20 protein-coding genes and 1 tRNA gene are annotated in these 20,004 nt (G+C 35.6%); 10 read left to right on the top strand and 11 right to left on the bottom strand.

Annotated features, from left to right (window positions below; translation table 11 throughout):
* Positions 1 to 5: 5 nt before the first annotated feature.
* From G415_RS0104300 to G415_RS0104290, 3 genes are all read left to right on the top strand, one after another.
* On the top strand, positions 6 to 614 hold the full coding sequence (locus G415_RS0104300) for a 4Fe-4S dicluster domain-containing protein (protein ID WP_022670361.1): 609 nt from the start codon (positions 6 to 8) through the stop codon (positions 612 to 614).
* Between the two features lie 14 nt (positions 615 to 628).
* Positions 629 to 1,498, top strand: a complete 870-nt coding sequence (nrfD, locus tag G415_RS10710; protein WP_022670360.1) for an NrfD/PsrC family molybdoenzyme membrane anchor subunit — start codon at positions 629 to 631, stop codon at positions 1,496 to 1,498.
* 71 nt (positions 1,499 to 1,569) lie between these two features.
* Positions 1,570 to 1,645, top strand: a tRNA-Gly gene (locus G415_RS0104290).
* A 5-nt stretch (positions 1,646 to 1,650) separates the two neighbouring features.
* On the opposite strand, the gene G415_RS0104285 is transcribed toward G415_RS0104290, so the two are convergent.
* Genes G415_RS0104285 through G415_RS0104235 form a run of 11 tightly spaced genes read right to left on the bottom strand, consistent with a single transcriptional unit; the run spans position 1,651 to position 10,630 of the window.
* On the bottom strand, positions 1,651 to 3,909 hold the full coding sequence (locus tag G415_RS0104285; RefSeq protein WP_022670359.1) for an endonuclease MutS2: 2,259 nt from the start codon (positions 3,907 to 3,909) through the stop codon (positions 1,651 to 1,653).
* Positions 3,906 to 4,856, bottom strand: coding sequence for an HD-GYP domain-containing protein (locus tag G415_RS10705; RefSeq protein ID WP_022670358.1), 951 nt, complete (start codon positions 4,854 to 4,856; stop codon positions 3,906 to 3,908). The genes G415_RS0104285 and G415_RS10705 overlap by 4 nt, the downstream gene beginning before the upstream one ends.
* 3 nt (positions 4,857 to 4,859) lie before the next feature.
* Positions 4,860 to 5,381, bottom strand: coding sequence for a cob(I)yrinic acid a,c-diamide adenosyltransferase (gene cobO / locus G415_RS0104275; RefSeq protein WP_026939572.1), 522 nt, complete (start codon positions 5,379 to 5,381; stop codon positions 4,860 to 4,862).
* Complete coding sequence (locus G415_RS10700) at positions 5,368 to 5,976, bottom strand: TorD/DmsD family molecular chaperone (RefSeq protein ID WP_022670356.1); 609 nt, start codon at positions 5,974 to 5,976, stop codon at positions 5,368 to 5,370. The genes cobO and G415_RS10700 overlap by 14 nt, the downstream gene beginning before the upstream one ends.
* Positions 5,977 to 5,993: 17 nt before the next feature.
* The gene (locus G415_RS0104265; RefSeq protein WP_022670355.1) at positions 5,994 to 6,878 is read right to left on the bottom strand and encodes an aspartate carbamoyltransferase catalytic subunit; all 885 of its coding nucleotides are present in this window, start codon (positions 6,876 to 6,878) and stop codon (positions 5,994 to 5,996) included.
* A 1-nt stretch (position 6,879) separates the two neighbouring features.
* Positions 6,880 to 7,737 carry an RNase adapter RapZ gene (rapZ, locus tag G415_RS0104260; protein WP_026939570.1) on the bottom strand — a complete coding sequence of 286 codons (858 nt, stop codon included), beginning with the start codon at positions 7,735 to 7,737 and terminating at the stop codon, positions 6,880 to 6,882.
* Between the two features lie 3 nt (positions 7,738 to 7,740).
* A complete protein-coding gene (locus G415_RS10695) occupies positions 7,741 to 8,211 on the bottom strand; it encodes a PTS sugar transporter subunit IIA (RefSeq protein ID WP_022670354.1) in 471 nt (156 codons plus the stop codon).
* On the bottom strand, positions 8,208 to 8,720 hold the full coding sequence (hpf, locus tag G415_RS0104250) for a ribosome hibernation-promoting factor, HPF/YfiA family (protein ID WP_022670353.1): 513 nt from the start codon (positions 8,718 to 8,720) through the stop codon (positions 8,208 to 8,210). The genes G415_RS10695 and hpf overlap by 4 nt, the downstream gene beginning before the upstream one ends.
* A gap of 19 nt (positions 8,721 to 8,739) precedes the next feature.
* Positions 8,740 to 9,093, bottom strand: a complete 354-nt coding sequence (locus G415_RS09790; protein WP_022670352.1) for a NifB/NifX family molybdenum-iron cluster-binding protein — start codon at positions 9,091 to 9,093, stop codon at positions 8,740 to 8,742.
* Between the two features lie 17 nt (positions 9,094 to 9,110).
* Positions 9,111 to 9,455 carry a J domain-containing protein gene (locus G415_RS0104240; protein WP_022670351.1) on the bottom strand — a complete coding sequence of 115 codons (345 nt, stop codon included), beginning with the start codon at positions 9,453 to 9,455 and terminating at the stop codon, positions 9,111 to 9,113.
* Entirely contained in the window at positions 9,452 to 10,630 is a 1,179-nt protein-coding gene (locus G415_RS0104235) for a M24 family metallopeptidase (RefSeq protein WP_022670350.1), read from the bottom strand. The genes G415_RS0104240 and G415_RS0104235 overlap by 4 nt, the downstream gene beginning before the upstream one ends.
* 96 nt (positions 10,631 to 10,726) lie before the next feature.
* Between G415_RS0104235 and dnaG the strand changes: the two genes are divergently transcribed.
* From dnaG to G415_RS0104200, 7 genes are all read left to right on the top strand, one after another.
* Complete coding sequence (gene dnaG / locus G415_RS09785; protein ID WP_022670349.1) at positions 10,727 to 12,415, top strand: DNA primase; 1,689 nt, start codon at positions 10,727 to 10,729, stop codon at positions 12,413 to 12,415.
* A complete protein-coding gene (locus tag G415_RS0104225; RefSeq protein WP_022670348.1) occupies positions 12,396 to 12,995 on the top strand; it encodes a DedA family protein in 600 nt (199 codons plus the stop codon). The genes dnaG and G415_RS0104225 overlap by 20 nt, the downstream gene beginning before the upstream one ends.
* Positions 12,996 to 13,544 carry a class II aldolase/adducin family protein gene (locus G415_RS0104220; RefSeq protein WP_022670347.1) on the top strand — a complete coding sequence of 183 codons (549 nt, stop codon included), beginning with the start codon at positions 12,996 to 12,998 and terminating at the stop codon, positions 13,542 to 13,544.
* A complete protein-coding gene (locus G415_RS0104215) occupies positions 13,541 to 14,281 on the top strand; it encodes an SIR2 family NAD-dependent protein deacylase (protein WP_022670346.1) in 741 nt (246 codons plus the stop codon). The genes G415_RS0104220 and G415_RS0104215 overlap by 4 nt, the downstream gene beginning before the upstream one ends.
* Positions 14,282 to 14,401: 120 nt before the next feature.
* Positions 14,402 to 15,178 (top strand): nuclear transport factor 2 family protein, encoded by a 777-nt coding sequence (locus G415_RS0104210; protein ID WP_022670345.1) that lies wholly within the window; start codon positions 14,402 to 14,404, stop codon positions 15,176 to 15,178.
* A gap of 20 nt (positions 15,179 to 15,198) precedes the next feature.
* On the top strand, positions 15,199 to 16,143 hold the full coding sequence (locus G415_RS0104205) for a hypothetical protein (RefSeq protein WP_155825434.1): 945 nt from the start codon (positions 15,199 to 15,201) through the stop codon (positions 16,141 to 16,143).
* Between the two features lie 12 nt (positions 16,144 to 16,155).
* A complete protein-coding gene (locus tag G415_RS0104200; RefSeq protein WP_022670343.1) occupies positions 16,156 to 20,004 on the top strand; it encodes a hypothetical protein in 3,849 nt (1,282 codons plus the stop codon).

The following is a 20,004-nucleotide window of genomic DNA, read 5'->3' as shown; positions in this document are numbered from 1 at the left end:
AGAAAATGGCAAGATATGGAATGGTAATGGATGTGACATCATGCTTGGGCTGCAGAGCTTGTATGGCGGCATGCTCCCAGTGGAATCAAACGCCGTTTTGGGCTGAAGATTTCAAGGGAAAGTGGAGAACAAGGGTTACGGAGTTAGAAGAGGGCAAATTTCCAGAAACTCATAAGGTTTTCTTCCCGACTATATGTATGCATTGTGAAAATCCACCATGTCATTCGGTTTGCCCAACAGGTGCAACATATATCAATAAAGACGGTATAGTTCTTATTGATTACGACTTATGCTTGGGTTGCGGTTACTGTATTGAAGCATGTCCTTATGATGCAAGATATGAGTATGAAAAAGAAGACCTTGAGAAGGATGAGTTCTACTTTGGTGAAGACGCAAGACATCATCAGGTTCATGTTGATAAGTGTACATTCTGCGTAGATAGGCTTGCTGAAGGTATAGAGCCAAGCTGTGCAGCGACCTGTGTTGGGCATGCAAGAATTTTCGGTGATTTAGATGACCCTAACTCTGAAGTTGCTAAGTTGGTCAATAGTGGAAAGGCTAAACCATTAAGCCCATACTTGGGCGTGCATCCTAAAGTTTATTACATTAAATAAAGAAGGAGGAGAAAATGGATCTTGTTCAGCAAACCTTATGGGGTTGGAATATAGCCATCTATTTGTTTTTGGGTGGTTTAGGTGGCGCTACGGTTGCTTTGGCTATTTTGGGAGAGTTAAGGTTCAACATGGGTAAGTGGTTTGGGATAATTGTGTCTATATTAGGTATGGCTATTTTGGCATTTGGATTAATCTTTCTGATTATCGATTTGATTAATCCTTTTAGATTCCTGTTAGCTTTCTGGATAAAAGGTATCGGGCATTCTTGGATAGCTCGTGGTATGATAGTTATTACGGGCGTGTTTATTTTTGGTCCACTTTATGCATTGGCTACTTTTTTCGATTGGCCAAGATTTAAAAAATGGATGGGTTATATAGCTATGTTCTGTGGATTTGGTGTAACGACTTACACCGGTCTTCTGCTTAACGCTAATGTTGGTATTCCTTTCTGGCATACACCTGCTTTACCGGTTCTGTTTACTGTTAGTGCGTTTTCAACAGGTTGTGCTCTTATAATGCTAATTCTTGCTGCTATGAAATCAGAGGAAGCTCATCATTTCTTCCACTTTATAGAGGGATTCGACATTTTCTTGATTTCTCTTGAATTGTTGCTAATCTTTGCTTATTTCGATTTTGCAAGGCTCGGAAATGCAGCCGTTATGAAGAGTGCTCACTTACTTCTTAATAATCCTCTCTTTACGATTGGTTTTGTTATTCTCGGTCTTGTATCTCCGCTTATTCTTGAAGCTTATGCTTCAACAAAGGAGCACTCAAAAGGTCTTGCAGCTTTTGCTTCTGTTTTAGTTCTAATAGGTGGATTCTTGCTTAGATATCTAATTGTTTGGGCTGGCGTATTTCAGTATCCACACGGAATAGCAGGGTAATGTATTAGTCTGGCTCCCAAGAGGGGGCTGGACTTTTTCGATTTTTTGATTAAAATTACTTCTGCATAAGAGCGGATGTAGCTCAGTTGGTAGAGCGCAAGCTTCCCAAGCTTGATGTCGCGGGTTCGATTCCCGTCATCCGCTCCATTTTTTTATTTTAGTTCAATAATTGTTGCTCCATCTCCGCCTTCTTCTGGTAGTGCAGGATAGAATCTTTTTACAACAGGCATCTCTTTAAGTGTTTCTCTTACCATACTTTTGAGTATTCCGCTGCCGTGTCCATGCACGATGCGTGCTTTTTCTATAGAGTCCATAGCAAGAGAATCAATAAACTTCAAAAGCTCCAATTTTGCTTCATCGCTTCTTTTACCTATTAGGTTTAGCTCTAAGCTCTTGACTGTTTTTGAAGTGTTTATCTTTACCTGCTGGGCTTTTTCTTCTTTTTTAGCTTTTTTTAGTTTGTGAATGTCAACGATGAGCATCTTTCCTTCTATTTCAACTGTTGCCTTATTGTTCTTTATGTTTATCAATTTTCCGATTATGCCATTAAACTCAATGGAGTCTCCTTCTTGTAAATCGGGTTTTTCTTGGATGGTTTTTTCTTTTTTGAAAACTTCTTCTGCCTGTTTTTTTATTCTATCCAAGTTTTTGTGGGTTTTTGATATGTTTTTCTCTTTTAGAAGTGTGGCAATCTCGTTTTTTAGCTCTTCTATGAGTTTTTCGAATTCCTTTTCCTTTTCTTCTTTTGTTTTCTTCAGCTCTTCTAAGAATCTTTCCTTCTCTTTTTGCTCTTTTTGGACAATTTCTGAATAGATCTTTTTTAGTCTATCTAACTCTTCTTTTCTTTTTCTGTAGTGTTCTATGTTTCTTTCAAGCTGCGATTCCAGTTTTGCAAATGTTGATGAGCTATCCTTATAGAATCTTTTTGCAGTTTCAACAATCTCCTTTTCTAAACCGAGTGTCTTTATTATCTCTATACCATAGCTCTTTCCTATCCTGCCGTATGTTAGTCTGTATGTTGGTTTTAGGGTTTTTGAATCAAACTCGAATGATGCCGTATTAAAGCCTTCTGATTGGAGTATGTATGCCAATTTTTTGTAATGGGTTGATGCACAGACAACGCATCTCTTTGCTGTCTCTTTGATTATTGCATAGGCAACAGCTTCTCCTTCGTCTGGTGATGTGCCAGAGCCTATCTCATCAAGCAGGATAAGTGTGTTTTGTGTGGCTTTTTCGAATGCCTTTTTGAAGGTTGCTATCTTTGATGAAAATCCGCTTAGGGATTCAAATATGTCTTGCTGGTCTCCTATAACTGCAAACAGGTTATCGAAGTTTCCTATGGTTAGTTCTTCTGCCGATGGTGGAATGGCAGAATACACACTTAGAATTATAAGGCCTATTGTTTTTAAAAATACGGTTTTTCCACCGGTGTTTGGGCCTGTTATTATCAGTTTTGAGTTTGATTTTAAGTCTATATCAACAGGTTTTGTGTCTTCTTTTATGTATGTTAGTATCGGATGTTTCGATTTTTTTGCGTAGATTATAGGTTTATTTGAGAATTTAATATCGCACTCTGGCAATTTCTTTGAGTATAGATATTTTGCTATGTTTAAGTCTAAAAAGCCTATTTTTCTTTCGTTGATTTTTAGCCGTGATACATTCTCCCTTACGAGATTTGTTATACTAAAAAGTATCCTTCTTCTTTCTGCTTCTTCTTTTGCTTCTAACTCTTCTAATCTTGAGTTTAAGTTAAACACTGCATCTGGCTCGACAAAGAAGCCACCGCTTTTTCCTATATCTATAATTCTTCCGTTTATATACTCTTTGAAATTGGGTTTAAGCAGAATTGTATATCTTGAGCGTTTCAAAAAAACGGCTGTATCCAGAAGAACATCCCTTGCCCGTGAGTGCATTATATTTTTTAAAACCCGCGTTATATTTTGCTGAACCTCCTTTTTTTCGTTTCTTATCTCAAATAGATGTGCAGAAGCAGAATCTTTCAATAGACCATGCTCATCTATCGCCTTTGTTATCTCATCGAGAAGATTATACGGTATGTCGAAGTTTATAAAGTTAGCATAAAACTCCTTCTCGTTGCTTTCAATCTCTTCTTTTATTCTTACAAGTTGGGATATAAAATCGCCAATGTTTTTTAATTCCTTCTCATCGAGCATACCAACAAAAGAATCTTCGATAATATCGCTTATGTATATGTCGTCGATAGTCAGTGTGTGCCATTTGTTAAAGTGTTCTAAAAATGCTTTGAGCGTTTTGAACTCTTTTTTTGCCTTTTCGAAATCGAATACGGGTTTTAGTTTGTCAAGTGCCTTTTTTCCATACTCTGTTTGTATCTGCTTTTTTATAATCTCTTTTAGTTTGTCGTAATCCAGTAGGCTTAAGGTGTCTCTCATCGTCTATTGGGTAGGCTAAAGCAGGTTACGAAAGCTTCATACATATCCCGTCCGAACTCGCTTACAAAGAAGTCTTTATTGTCTTTTAAAGCGTCAAATGTTGTCTTTGGTAGTTCGTTTTTGTATTCTCTTTTTGATGTTATGGCATCAAATACGTCGCACATAGCACATATCTGTGCAAACTGGTTTATCTCCTTTTTGCCAAACGGATAACCGGAACCATCTTTTCTTTCGTGGTGCTCTAATATGATTTTTTCAACAATGGGTGAATGTATTTTTAAGTCTTTTTTTATTATCTCAACTCCATATATTGGGTGTTTTTTAATCTCTTCGTACTCTTCTTTTGTATATTTTGCTGTTTTTTGAAGAATCTTTTTGTCTATTTTCAACATGCCTATGTCGTGCAAGAAGAAGCCCTTTGAAATCTCTTCGAGCTTTTGAGATGATAAATCTTCGAACATCTTTTTTGCAAGCATAGATGCATAGACACCGACATTAAACATGTGGACGGCTAAGTTGTGTATATCGCTTCTTATAAAGGACATGAATATGGATATTGCAACTGCATCGTTTATGGCGTGAGCAACGAATCTTCCAACATCTTTAAACACATTCTTTGCAAGTGATAAATTTTGATTTTTAACCAAGTTCTCAAGGTTGTCTATCATTGAAACATATAGGGCATACATTTTGTTTTTCTTTGAAAGCGTGCTGTCGTTTAGTATATCGTCTATGTTGTTGCTTATGTATCTTTTGTAGGATGCGAGTTGATTGGCCGGTATGTATGCTATAAAGTTTGAATTGTATTCTAAGATAGGACTATCTTCTTCAAGTGGAGTGTTTTTGCCAAGCAGTAAAACGGGTTTTGTCTCTTCAATTAGGTATATGTCAAAATCCCTTTTAGGGGATGGCTTTATAACCTTTAACCTGATAGGCACAAACTTCATTGCTTACTTTTCTATACCAACCCTTGCCTGCACGCCTTTCTGATAGTAATGCTTTATTTCTCTCATTTCTGTAACCAAGTCTGCTTTCTCTATCAATTTATCCGTTGCGTATCTGCCTGTTATGACAAGTTCGGTATTAGAAGGTTTCTCTTCTATCAATTTTATCAAATCGTCATCGCTAAAGAGATTAAAGAAGACTGCTATATTTGCTTCGTCCATTATGATTACATCGTATTCGTTGTTTTTCAAGGCATTTTTTACGAATTCGTATCCTTCTTTAGCCTTTTTTATGTCTTCTTCTGTTGGCTTTGAGTGTATGAAACCTTCCCTTCCAAACTGTTTGACTGTTATATTGTCGAATTTTTCCAATGCTTTGTGCTCGCTGTATGGGAGGCCTTTTACAAACTGCGCAAATAGCACTTTGTATCCTGCACCTGCTGCTCTAATGGCGAGTCCTATGGCTGCCGTTGTTTTGCCCTTGCCATTTCCTGTGTAAATTTGAACATATCCTTTATCCTTCATCATATAACTCCTGAAAGAGCTTTTTCTCTTTTGTTAAAAAACTATATCCCATTTCTCCTAAGGATTTATAAAACAGTGGCACATCACCGCCAACTTTTACATCTTCAAAAAACGACAAAGCCCAGCTGAAAAGATGATTTTCGAAAAACTCTTTTATGACAGGTTTGCAACCGCTCTCATTTTCCAGTAGGAATGCTGCAAACTCAAGCTCAAACACTAAATAATCTGCAAACTCCCTTTCATCAAATATTTCTAATCCGCACGATTCATAAATTTCTCTTACTTCATCGGACACATCACCGCCAACGAGTCCTTCTTTGTAAAACGACTCATACGGATGAAACGGCGTTTTTGGGAAGTTCGATATAAATAGGCCTGTATATACGCCTTGCCACTCATGAAGCGTCATCTCTTTTAACTCTTCAAGGCCTTTTTTTAGATTTCTTATGCCTGTTATTTTGTATCCATTTTTGTTTAAATTTGTGTATGAACTATGAAATAGATCAATAGCTTTATCTATGACATCTTCGAATTTATCTTCTGGATATGTGAAACCAATACTTAGAAATCTATACATTGCTATCCTATCTTCTTTCATTTTTGCTCCTTCCTTTTTTAGATAAGACAAAATTCGTAAATCGACATTCTGGCAAATACACCATTCTCAACCTGCTTGGTTATCAACGACTTGTTGAAACTGTCTAAAATTTCAGATGATAACTCAACATTTCTATTTACAGGACCTGGATGCATTAGATATGAATCCGGAATATTTGAGCTGTTTATACCGAAGAACTTGGCATACTCTTTTAAGGAAGGTATATTACTGCCGCTTTCCCTTTCAAGTTGAATCCTTAAAAGCATAATGAAATCTTTACCCGACAGGGCGTCTTCAAGACTCTTTTCTATCTTTATTCCATCAAGCCATCTTCTATCCGGTAGCATTGTTTTTGGTCCATAGAAGCTTAGCTTCCAGTTGAGTAGTTTTGACATCCATATATGGCTTTTTGCCACTCGGCTGTTTACTATATCTCCAATTATGCAAACTTTTAGGTCTTCCAGTTTTCCTTTTGCTTCGAGCATTGTTGTTGCATCCAGAATTGCTTGAGAAGGATGCGCTGCTGTTCCATCACCAGCATTGATGATTGGAATATTAGTAAATCTGCTTAAAAAATAGGGATAACCAGAGTGGTAATGTCTTACAATAAATGCATCTGGCTGCATAGCGCTTAGGTTTATTATTGTGTCGTAGTCTGTTTCGCCTTTTTTTATGCTCGACTGATTGTGGTCTATATTTATGAAACTTGCACCCATTCTTTTGGCAGCTATCTCGAACGATGTTCTCGTTCGTGTGCTGTTCTCAAAGAATATGCTGATAATGGTTTTATCCTTCAGTTTGCCTTTGTACTCTTCAGGGTTTTGTTTGAATTTTAAAGCCCTTTCTACTAAATGTTTAACTTCTTCCTTTGATAAGTCTTTAATTGAAATAAAGTGTCTCATTTCATCTCTCCAAATCTCTATGTATTACTTCGATATTGTAATCATTTTTTTCAAGAAAGTTTCTAAAATATTCTACAATGGCAACAGACCTGTGCTTTCCACCTGTGCATCCAAAAGCCAATGAGAGATAGCTTTTGCCTTCTTCTGCATAAAATGGGATCATTTTTGTCAAATACTCTTCTATGAGTTTTAAAAATAGTTGGGTTTTCTCTTGATTAATTACAAACTCATAGGTTTCTTTATCAAGGCCTGTTGTATCTTTTAGTTCGTCTATAAAATAAGGGTTTTGAATAAACCGAACATCCCACACATTGTCTGCTTCTGGTGGTAGTCCGTATTTAAATCCGAATGATATTAGCTGAATTATTAATCCCTTGTCTGATTTTTTGCCAAATTTTTTGAGTATCAATCTTCTGAGCTGGTTTACATTTAGGCTTGTTGTATCAATTATCTCGTCTGATGAGTTCTTTATCTCTTCAAGCAGTTGCTTCTCTTTCTCTATTGCTTCTGCTAATGTTAATCCTTCTAATATGCTTAAAGGGTGGCTTCTCCTTGTCTGTTCAAACCGTTTTATTAGCTCGTTTTTATCAGCCGTGAGAAAGACGAATTTAGAAGAGTAGGGCAGTTTAGAGACCCACTTTTTTATGTATTTTATTACTTCTTTGATGCGTGGCTCTCTTATATCGCAGACTATAGCGACTTTATTCAAATGATTGCTCGATATTTCGAGTATGTCAAGCAGCTTCTTTATCAGTTCGAATGGAAGGTTGTCGATGCAAAAATACCCTGCATCTTCAAGCGCCTTAAGCGCTGTGGTCTTACCACTTCCAGATAAGCCGCTTAAAAATATTATCTCCATTAGTTAGCTTTTCTTTAGAGTTTCTTCTTTTTCTTTTATTAACTGTATTACTTCATTTTCGTCTTTTGCATTAATTATTTTGTCTTTTAGATGGGTATCTTTGAATATCTTTGCTATTTTAGCTACGGCTTTAAGCAGGATTGATGGTTTGGAAGATGGTGCCAATACAACAAAGAATATTTGAGATGGCATACCATCTAAGGAACCAAAATCTATCGGTTCTTTTGTCGTGAATATACCGCCTATTAGAGAGCTTAGCTTGTCCATTTTTGCATGTGGAAGGGCAAAGAGCCCTCCCAGTGCAGTTGAGCCAAACTTTTCTCGTGCTTTAAGGAGAGAGAATGTCTCAGACGGGTCGAGATTGTTTTTTTGAGCTATTTTTTCTGCCATCTTTTTTAGGCACTCAAATTTTTCAGAACATTCTATGTTTAAATCCACAGTCTTTATAAATTCCGATATAGTATAATCTTTCATCTTGTTATAATATACCCGTAATCGCCGTTTTTCTTTCTATAGATTACACATACTTTACCGTTTTCGGAGTTATTAAACACAACAAAATGTTTATCTTCTTCATTTAGCTTCATTATCGCTTCTTCGACGGTTAATGGTTTTGGTATAAACTCTTCTTCGACGATTACTGGCTCTCTCTCTGTTGGTGCTTCTGTGAACTGCTCTTGCTGAGCTTGTCTTCTTTTGGATTTGTATAACTTATCTTTCATCTTTTCTATCTGTTTTTCAAGAACTTCATAAACCAGATCTATTGATGAAAACATATCCTTTGATGATTCGTTTGCTTTTATCATCTCTCCTTCAATGTTTAGATTTACATCCACTATATGTCTGTATTTTTCCACCTTCAAAACGACATCGGCATAGGCTGTTCCGTCTATTTTTCTCTCAAGTCTGCCAATCTTTTTCTCTACATACTCCTTTAAAGCCGGTGTAAGCTCGGTGTTTTTTGCTGTGATAGTGATTTTCATACAAAACCTCCCTTAAAATTTAGTGATGATGATGCTCATGGTCGCAAACTTCTTCGTATGATACATCTAACTTATTGTTTATAAAATCTTCGATGATTTCCCTTGCGTTTTTCGGCACAACATTGGTGATAACCCTTATTCCTGCATTTTCAAGCATCTCTTTTGCTTTAGGTCCCATTCCAGCAACGATTACAACATCTGCATTTTTGCTTTTTATCCATTCTGGAAAGCTGCCTTCATAGTGTTCTGGTGCTGGCTCAATCTCAACAGTTAGAATCTTTCCGTCTTCTATCTCATAAGTAGCAAATTTTGGTGCATGTCCGAAATGTTCACACAATCGGTCATTTTCAATAGGCATGATGACTTTTATCAATTTTTACCCTCCCTTTTTTAGAAGAATCTGTTTTTCCAGTAAGAGTAATAGTCATTTGTCTTTCTTTCGATGGCGTATTCCCTTTCCATCTCATCTATCTCTGCTTCACTTATGGTTAAAAATTTTGCATTTTCTATGTCGAAATCCTTTTTTGTCAGTATCATATATGCCGTATTGATATCTCTAAATAAGTCTTCGCTGTCTTTGTTTACATCTGGATGGTATTTTTTTGCCAATTTTAGGTATCTGTCTCTTATAATCCACTCTGGATCTGTCTCATCCACACCCAATATCTTTCTTGCTGCTATCTCGTATCTTCTTATCTTGTTAAATCTGTTGTGGAATGTGAAATCGTAAATCATAGATAAACAATCTCCCTTGGGAATCTTGTTAAAGATTCAACTCCATCCTTCTTAACTAAATAGGTATTCTCAACACCGACAGCCCACTTACCTTCAAAAGCAACCTTTGGTTCAAAAGCAAAAGTCATTCCTTCTTTAAGCTCAAAATCCAATCCCTTTGCTATGAACGGATACTCGTCAACTTCTAACCCTATTCCATGTCCAACAAACGGCACCTGATTATCCTTTGCTCCCATGAAGTTATCTTCGTATCCTGCTTTTTTTGCTTTTTCTATACAGCTGTTATAAATCTCAAGCGTTGATGCACCTTCTTTTGCTGTCTCTTCCAAGAAGTTCATAATTTCCAAGCAGAAATAATAGGCTTTTTCCATCTCTTTATCAAGTTTTCCGATTACAAATATGCGAGTCTCATCGCTTAAGTATCCCTGATAGTTGCCCAAAAAGTCAACGATTATAGAAATATTCTCTTCTATCTTGAACTTCGATGCACCATCGGGAAAGTTTGGTGATATGCCGTATCCTGTTGTTGGCTTTAGCAAGCCGTTTGGGTATGTGCTTCTCGGTCCGCTGTGGACATGTCCCATCAGCATCTCACCATTGAACCCACGCATTCTGCATCTGCCTTGATGGTGTCTAAGTCTTGCTCTGTATTCTAAATATGCGCTTATCTCTATCTCTGTTTGATGTGGCTTTATAAACTCTTTTGCATCCTGCATTGTGCAGTCCAGCATTCTTGCTGACTCTCTCATTAACTCTATCTCTTTTTCGCTCTTTATGGCTCTTTGTGAGCGTATTATAGGTGAGATATCGACAAATTCGGCATCAGGAAAGGCTTTTTTGAGTCTAAAGAACATATCAGTCGGCAAAACATCCATCTCTATGCCTATTTTGTTGTGTTTTATCTCTCTTTCTTCAAAGAGTTTTGGAAGCTGGCTTACGCCTTTGAATGCAACCATATCGTCTTTATTAATCGGACTTTCTTCTTCTGCTCTTTTTAGGCCCTTTCTTATGGCAAAAAGCACCTTTTTATCACTTGATACAACAAGGGCACCGTTTGGCATTGTTCCGCTGTAATAGTAAATATCGGTATTTTGCATAATAATGGCTGCATCTATCCCATCTCTGTCAAGGTTTACTGAGAGTTTTTCTATTCTTTTTAAGATTTCTTCTCTCATTCGAAGCCCCCTGCAGGTTTTTCCCATTATATCACTAAAGAGCAATAATTCAAAAATTTATCCCACCAGAGTGGTTTTTTTGTTAAACTAACAGATGTGAAAGAGTTGGTTGAAGAGATAAAAAGAAGGGTTGATATTGTTGAATTTATATCTCAATATGTTCAGCTAAAAAAAAGAGGTTCCAATTACTTTGGTTTGTGTCCATTTCACCATGAGAAGACACCGTCGTTCTCTGTAAACCCAAAGGGTGGTTTCTTTCACTGTTTTGGATGCGGTGAAAGTGGCGATGTAATAACATTTTTGATGAAGATAGAGAATCTTGATTTTAAAGATGCCGTAAAGGAGCTTGCAAGAAGATACAATATCCCCATCTCTTTTGAAGAGAAGTCCATATATGATGATTTGGTTGAAATTCATAGAATAGCCGCTGATTACTTTAAGGAGAAGCTTTTTGCAAATAGCGTTGCACTTGAGTATTTAAAGAGCAGATATATAGAGAAAGAACATATAGAAGAGTATGGTTTGGGTTATGCTCCAGAAAGCAGTGAGCTTGAAAAACTCCTAAAATCTAAAGGTTTTAGTGAAGAGCAGCTTTTAAAAAGCGGTATTTTTGTCAATGGCTATAAAGGTCTGTTTAACAGATTTTCTGGCAGGGTTATATTCCCTATTTTTGACGAGAGTGGCCGTGTTATAGCCTTTGGCGGCAGAATTTTAACAAATGATAAGACCAAAGCAAAGTATTTAAACTCACCAGAAACACCAATATTCTCAAAACAGAAGGTTCTTTTTGGCCTGAATTGGGCAAAACAGAAGATAAGAGAGACGAAAGAAGTGATTATAACTGAAGGTTATATGGACTGTTTAAGGCTGCATATAGTGGGTATTAAGAATGCAACTGCAACACTTGGTACAGCATTGAGTAAGTTTCATTTATCAACCCTATCTAAGTATGCAGAGAAGATTTATTTAAACTATGATTCAGATGAAGCTGGTTTTAGGGCGATGGTTAGAAGTGCACCTATCGTGCTCTCTTCAAAACTTAAGCCTTTTGTTGTGGTGCTTAAAAAGGGTGAAGATCCAGACAGTTTTATACTGAACAACTCAAAGGAAGCTTATCTTGATAGGGTTAAAAATTCCAAAGAGTATTTTGATTATCTGATAGAGTTTTTAAAGACGAAATATAATATAGAAGATCCGTCAGAGAAGTTAAAGGCTATAGAAGAGATAAAACCTATAATTTTAAGTGTGTTTGACCCTGTTGTTAGGGCTGCATATATGAACAAGGCAGCTAATATATTCAAGGTTTCTGAGAGTATCTTTAGTATAAGGAGTGCGTCGTTTTCGTTTCTATCTTCCATAACCAAGCAGGATGCTTTTTTGAGTATAATATTAAAAGACATAGAGCTTATGGGATGGATAGAAGATTTTGATGAGTTTGCCGATAATCTTGATGGTTTGTATAAGACGCTCTATTTTAAACTGGTTAACTTTTATCTAACTGGTGAAGAGTTTGACTTAAGCGAGTTTGAGAAGGGTTTAAGTGAAGATGAGAGAAGATTATGTTATAAGCTTTTGAGTCTCACTCAAACAGATATAGAAGAGAGATTTGAAAGAAGAAAAGTGCTTTTATATCTTATAGCTCAGTTTAAGATAGAAAGGCTCAAAAAAATGTTGAACGAGATTAAAGAGAAGCTAAAAAGTGAGCCAACAAAAGAGAATATAACAAGATACAATGAGATATTTAAAGAGTTGAAGGGAGTGCTGAATGGTTGGGCAGATAGCTAATTTCATAGTGAATGCGATAGGATATGGTGGATATACGGGTATTTTTTTACTTATGTTTTTAGAGAGCACATTTTTCCCTTTTCCCAGTGAAGTTGTTGTGCCGCCTGCTGCCTATCTTGCAGCAAAGGGTAAAATGGACATTGCTCTTGTCATTTTAAGCGGAAGTTTGGGCAGTCTTTTCGGCGCTTGGTTTAACTATTGGCTCTCTTACAAGTTTGGTTATCCGTTTCTTTTAAAATATGGCAAGTATGTTGGGCTTGGTAAAAAAGGCTTGGATAGGGTTGATAAGTTTTTTAAAGAACACGGAGAGATAAGCACATTCATAGGCAGATTGCTTCCCGGTATTCGTCAGTATATCTCTCTGCCTGCTGGTGTTGCGAGAATGAATTTTTTTAGATTTAGCCTGTTTACATTTTTTGGCGCTTTAATCTGGGTTTGCGTGCTTGCATTTGTAGGTTTCAGTGTTGGCAACAATGTGCAGCTTGTAAAAAAGATGGTTCATGAAGCTTATGTGTATATAATCGCTTTTTCTGTGATTGTTGTTGGAGTTTATGTAATGATAAAAAGAAGGAGAGCGTAAATGATAGGAGAATTCAGACGCATTGGAAATATGATGTTTTTAAACCATCTTGTTGATGCATCAAGCGGAAATTTGAGCTGCAGGGTAAAAGATGGTATCTGGATAACAAAAACAGGTAAAAGCCTATTTAATCTGCGCGGTAAGGATATAGTGAAAATAGGGTTTGAGAAGGATGTTAGATGGAATGCAGCATCAAGTGAAGTGGAGTTGCATGTGAATATTTATAAAGAGATAGACGAAGCAAAAGCTATAGTTCATGCACATCCACAGGCTACGGTTGCTTTATCGTTAAAAGGATACAAAACGATAGAGCCGATAGATTATGAAGGCTCTCTCTTTTTAAAAAGTGTTGATGTGCTTGATATACCCTACAACAACTGGCAGCTTGCAAAAGACGAGATACCAGCATATTTAAAAGAGACAAAAAGAAGTATAGTTATTGCAAAGGGACATGGCGTATTTGCCTATGCCGATAGCCTGTTTAAGGCTTTGCAGCTTGTGAGTGCTTTGGAGAACTCATCCAGAATAATACTGGAGGTAAACCGATGAATGAAAAGCTAAAAATAGTTGCAGATAGAATAAAAAACGCTAAAAAGCTGGTTGTCTTAACAGGCGCTGGTATATCCAAAGCAAGCGGCATTCCAACATTTAGAGGTAAGGATGGCCTGTGGAGCAAATATTCTCCGAGTGAGCTTGCAACCTATGAAGCCTTCAGTAAAAACCCGAAACTTGTATGGCAATGGTATAATTACAGAAGAAAAATAATAAAAGAAGCAAAACCCAATCCTGCACATTACGCTTTGGTTGAACTTGAAAAGATGTTTGGTGATAATTTTGCTCTGATTACCCAGAATATAGATTCGCTTCATAAAAGAGCAGGTAATAAGAATGTTTATGAACTTCACGGCAATATTTTTGAGACTAAATGTTTGATATGCGACAAGATTTACTTTGACGATAAGATTTATTCAGACGATGAGCTGCCACCAAAGTGTGTTTATTGTGGTGGCAAAACAAGACCCAATGTTGTCTGGTTTGGCGAGAATTTAGATAGGGATATTCTTGATAAAGCCATGAGCCTTGCTGCCCAATGCGATGTTATGCTTGTTGTCGGAACAAGCGGCATGGTTCAACCTGCTGCAAGCCTTCCCAAAATAACTCACGATATAAAAGGCGTTGTTTTCGAATTTAATACGGAATATTCCGGTGTTTCTGTTTATGCTGAAGAAGTGATAATAGGCAAGAGTGAAGAGAGTTTGCCAGAGTTGGTGAAATTATTAAAATAATTATTACGAAATAACATATTTTTTGACATATTTTTAGAAATATTTTATACTTTTAAAAAAGGTAAGGTTAATTTTTTATTTTTTGGAACTTTTATTTAATTTATTAAATGGAGGTTTTAAATGAAAAAATTGTTTAAGGTTTTGGTTTTTCTTGTTTTTCTCGCTGTTATTGGCTTTGCTGCTGCAATGTTCTTTACTTCGGATTTAACTGATGTTGCTAATAACTTTTTCACAGCTATAAAGAATGGAGATTATAGTAAGGCTCAAATGTATGTTTCTAATGATTTCAAAAGAGTTACATCTGTATCGGCTCTAAAAAAGGTTTTCCCTTATAATAGATTTAGGAATTACTCAGGTTGTTCTTTTAGCAGCAGAGAGAAGAATGCAGATGGAACAGCCAAATTGAAGGGTAAAATAGAGTTTTCTGATGGCTCTTCTATGCCTGTTGAGATAGTGTTGGTGAAAGAAGGAGAAGAGTGGAAGATAAACTATATTTCTTTATCACCCACAGGTGTTGATGTTGCATCTAATAGCAATAATTCGTCTGATAGTAATTATAATTTTCTTGTGAAAAAGACAATGGATGCTATTGTTGATGGCATATTAAACAATGATTATTCTAAGGTTTACATGCTTGCATCTGATAATTTCAAAAACCAGATTCCAAAGGAGAGACTCGCATCTGTATTCAAAAGGTTTGCATCCGTTAATATAAATTGGAATGATATAGATTCAATGCAGCCTGTTATAAAGAGAACGAATGTTCTTGAAAATGGCGTTTTAAGAGTAGAAGGCTATTATCCTACATCACCCAAAAAGGTAGGATTTAGATTTGAATACTCCAAAGATGGTTCAAGCTGGAAGATTGAAGGTCTGTTTTTGAGATTTGAGAAGTGAGAAGTTTTCTTTTATTTTTATTGTTTGTAATTTTCTTTACATATTCATGCAAAAAAGAAGCGACAAGTAAACAAGAAATTGACATTGTAAAAGCAGAGTCTGATGGTAAGTTTTTGTCTGTGAATGTTAGGAGTGTTGGATATGATGGGTTGTTTTTAAAACTTGATAAAAAGCATGCCTATTTTGTCAATTTTACCAGTTCTGTTTTATATGATGCTGTTCCTATTGGTTTTTCTGCTTTTAATCCTGTTTCAAAGAGCGGTGTGTCGCTTGGCGTTGATGGACATATAAGGGATTTTGATTTTGATGGCTTTGTTTTAAGCGAAGAATCAAGGATTATTGATGAAGATAGCGGTTTTTTGGTGTATTTTAATGTTAAACTGCCAACTCCTTTGCGTGAAGTTGAAATATATCCTGCCGATTACTCAACGGTTAAGTATATTAATTTTGACCGATATGATGAGTGTAAAGATGTATATTTGCATCTTATTGAGAAACCTGATGTTTTTGAGAAGGAGCCCAAAAATTATACAATTGCTAATTTAGATGATTTTTTAAGGGTATGTATGTCTCAAGAGAGCAAAGAAAAAGGAAATCTTGTATCTGTTTTTAGAGTTGATAGAAGTCTTATTTCAAAAGTTAAAGGTGAAGGTAAGTTTGAACTTGCAGATTTTCTGAAGCGTAAATTTTTTGGCAATAGAAACCCAAAGGTTTTGAGTAGTTGCAATGTTAAAGTAATTATAGTGGGTAGCAACTTTTATCGGCTAAAAAGTAAAGTAAAGCTTATACTCAATAAATTGACTAAGGAACAGTATCAAACCGAGTTAAGTAGCAACGCATTTAAAATAGGAAAAGGTGTTTATCAGTTAAAGGCTTTTTCTAAGAGAATGTATGGTTCGAGCAGGCCGTTTAAATGCGACGGCAAATACATTTATGTTGTTGTGGTGTTAAATCCTGCTATTTAAAAGGAGTTTTGTATGAGAAGACTCAAAATTATTGTTGTGATTGTTGTTGTTTTTATATTCCAAGTTAATAGTTTTGCTTTGAGTTCAAAAGAAGTAAAGAAATATGCGTGGGAAGCCGTCAAATATGAGCTTCATAATGAACTCAATAAAAGATTAGGAACAGATATTCCCGTTGAAAATATATTGCAGGCAATTGACCATATGTCACACGGAGAGTTTGATAAGGCTAAACAAGTCATAAGTGAAGAAGTTGCGAGTCAAGTGCTTGGCATTCTTGTAGGTTCTGCCGGGGCTTCAGTTATTGGTGTTGCGTGGAATTTCACCAAGAGTGTTTACGGTCAAATGATAAAATTTAATGAAAAAACGGATATTCTCCATTTCAAAAGAGACTTCCTAAAAGAGCAGGTGGAATCTTGGAAGGTTAGTAAGTCAGTGCCTAAGTGGAAGGATTTTATTGCCAGAGTTAATGCATGGTTTGATGATAGGATAGGGAATAGTGAACTTGGAAGGAGTGTTCCTTATGCATACAGAAAAAAATACTATGAGCAGTTAAGAAGTAAAATATGGGCTGAGGCTTTGTTGATTCATACACGTTATAGAAGATATTTTTATGCTATTGATAAGGCAAAGCGCGCGGCAGAAAGAGCCAAAAGGGAGATTTATCAAAAGGTTGCAAACTTGCAGATGCATTATGACATTATTTCGTGGAGATTGAAGGCTGCTAAAGAGCCTGTTAACGAGAGAACATTAAACAGATATGATAATGATGAAACTTACAGAAAGTTGGTTGATACTGTATGGACAATAAATAGTAGTCTGCCCAAAGATAAAGAAATAACTATTGCTACGTACATTTCTCTTTTAAAGACTCTAAATAAAGCGAACAGAAGATATATTGCAAAAGCCTATTCTGCTCTTGTGTCTGCCGAAATTCCAGCAACAGAACAAAATGTTAGGCTTTTTATATTAAATGATAAATTTAGAAGCAGAGTAATTGAAGAAGCAAGTAAAAAAAAGAGAGAGTGGGAAAAGCTAATTAAGAGCAGAGATACAGAGAAAATAGCAAAAAGTATAAAAAATAAAATATTAAATGTAAAAGGTGTTGAATATTCAGAATTAATAGAAGGTCTAAATGGCGAAATAGACAGCAAGTTAAAAAGGACTATAAAAGATGCTCAGAAAAAGACAGAGAAAGTTATAGAGATGGAGTCTAAAGGTATTAGTCCTTCAAAAGTGCTATTTTTCGAACCTTATATTGAGTTTGAAAGGAGGCTTGCAAACGATTATATAAGCGAGTCTATAAGTTTCTCAACTTTTATCTCTTATAGTGAAAGTGCTTACAAAAGTGCCCAAAATTATTATCGTACTTATAGGTCAACTCAACTGGATGTGAAAAATTGGGATAAGTTTAAATCTGATTTTAGAAGTATACTGAATATGGTTAGAAATAAACGAGCTGATGCTATGAATAAACTTGAAAAAATAAAAGAGAGTATTTGTAAAAGAGACAATATTCCCGATGTTGTAAAGTCTGAAGTTAAAAAGCTGAAGAACGATAGAAGCTTAAATGATGTAGAAATTTATCAGATAGAAAGAAGTGCTGAAGAGTTTAAGGAGTTAATGGAGAGTAAACATAAGATAACATTTGAGGCTCTTAAGAAGAGAATAGAAATATATGAAAAATTGAGAAGAAAGCTTGAGCATGATGTAGAACTCTACTCTAAGGCTGTAGAAGACTTTAGTAGATATATTGAAGATTTTTATAAAGATGAAATTGAATTGATATCAGATTACAACTCGAAACAAGTAGAGCTTTCTAATTTTATCGATAATTTTGGCGCAAAGTATATCTTTTCTAAGATGAGTGGTGATGAAGATGAAATGGTATATTCGGATAAACGTATGGTTAGTTCTTGTGAACCGAAAGTAAAAAAACATTATATGAGAGCAGAAAGTATATTGTCAAACATGGAAGACAGAAGTTTTAAACTTGCATTTTTGTATCAACAGTTGCTTGATTATATCGGGTTTCTGAAGACTCAACAGAATTTAAATGAAAGAGTTTACAATATGACTTTTTTTAATTACTGTAAAATTGTGAAAAATATAAATAGCATCGATAAAAGGCTTGGTGAAGCTGAGGATAAAGCTGGAAAAATCAATGCTATTCTATTTAAGCTTTATCTAAAATATGGAGAAAATTTTGAAATTATAAGCAGTGAAATAATGCCGCGTCAGAAATCTTTGAAGATAGCTATGAGTAGAATAGATAAGAGATTTTATAAACCTTTATCTTTTTATGAGTCAGAGCTCAAGAGTGCGGAGAGGGTTTTTGCAAATTGTCTGTCGGTAGAGAAGAGAAGGGCTAATAAGTATAAAGAGTTCATCTGGTATTTTGGAATGGTAAACTCGACATTTAGTCGAATTAAATTAATTACAGAAGAAGCAGAAGATGCTGTATATAGGTTTGAAAGTTGTATGAGAGGACTCTATAAACCGAATTTAGGGTATTGCGATTGGGTAAAAAGTAACGTTTTTAAGAATGCTTATAATTTACTTTATAAACTCAAAAGAGTAGAAAAACAATTATACGATATTTTGAGTCAAGGTGTTGAAAAAAATCCTTATGAGTTTAGCATAGCTTTAGATAAGGCTAAAGTTCTGCCGTTCAAGCCTTTCTTTGATATAGCCATTTATGAGAGAATGTTGAATGACTTTAACGATAAACATCCCGCCTGTGGTGCAATGAGAATAAAAGCACTTTATGTAAACGGTAGAAGAGTATTTAGAAGTTTAATGATAACATCAAATAATTTGACAAATCAAGGTTATCTTACAATAAACGGTGATTATGAAGCATATGGTAATAATAGAAAGTGTAGAGTAAAAACAGTCGGGTTTTTGGTTGATGGCAGGTTTAAGAAATGTAAGATAGATGGAAAAGGCCATTTTGTATGTGATTTTTACCCAACCAAGAATAAAAGCTTTTATGTGCTTAAATTTAGCATCAAAAACTATGCAAATTACAAAGGTGATGGAACATATATTCTCATAACATACAAACGGAAATTTTCTTCGTTGGAGAGATTTTTGAATGATTTTGAGAACACATACAATTCCGGTAAATCTATTGATAAATTTTTTGCAAGAGGTTCAAACACAACGGATGTTCTTGTCAAGATAGCCAATGAAAATAGGAGTAATTTCAAGCATAGGCTCGTGTTCTATCCGTTTACTGTGGTTAATTTTAAAAGTTTTGAGAGGAGTGGGCGGTTTTGGAGTGCAACAATTAGGCTTCCGTGGAGAGTTGATGGTGATATAAATAGAAAAGGTGTAGCTATTGTAAAGATTGTGAATTGTTTTAATATTCAAAGCACGAGAACGTTTTTTATTATTGATCAAATAGAGGGAGATTCGTTTTTGTCTCCATTTAAAATATCCAACAACAAGAAGAATAACGATAAGAACGGTAGAGTTAAGATAGCTGTATTGAGTCATGCAAAATCTACGAAATGGGTTGGTTACTCATTAGATTTCGAGACTGGCAAATACTCAAATAGGGAGATGGATATAGCTGCTGGTTTTGTGAATCCAAAGGTAAAGGGTTATGATAAACCTTACTTTAATGTCGGGATGATAAGGGATATGGGTAGAGTAAGTTTAGGTAATGTTAAAGTTTGTCCAAAGAGTGGATATAGTGACTACTATGCTCACACATTAGCTAAGGTTGGTCATACATACTGCGTTAGAACCCAAGAAGGGCACTATGCTAAACTTGAAGTTATCAAAACAGGTGGCACAGGTTTTAAAGCGTTTATAAGGTTCAAATGGGTTTATGGTGGTGGCTCAAATAGGTTTTAA

This window comes from Hippea alviniae EP5-r (assembly GCF_000420385.1).
Classification (GTDB): Bacteria; Campylobacterota_A; Desulfurellia; order Desulfurellales; family Hippeaceae; genus Hippea; species Hippea alviniae.
Note: the sequence above shows the minus strand (reverse complement) of the source record. Positions and strands in the feature narration are given on the sequence as shown.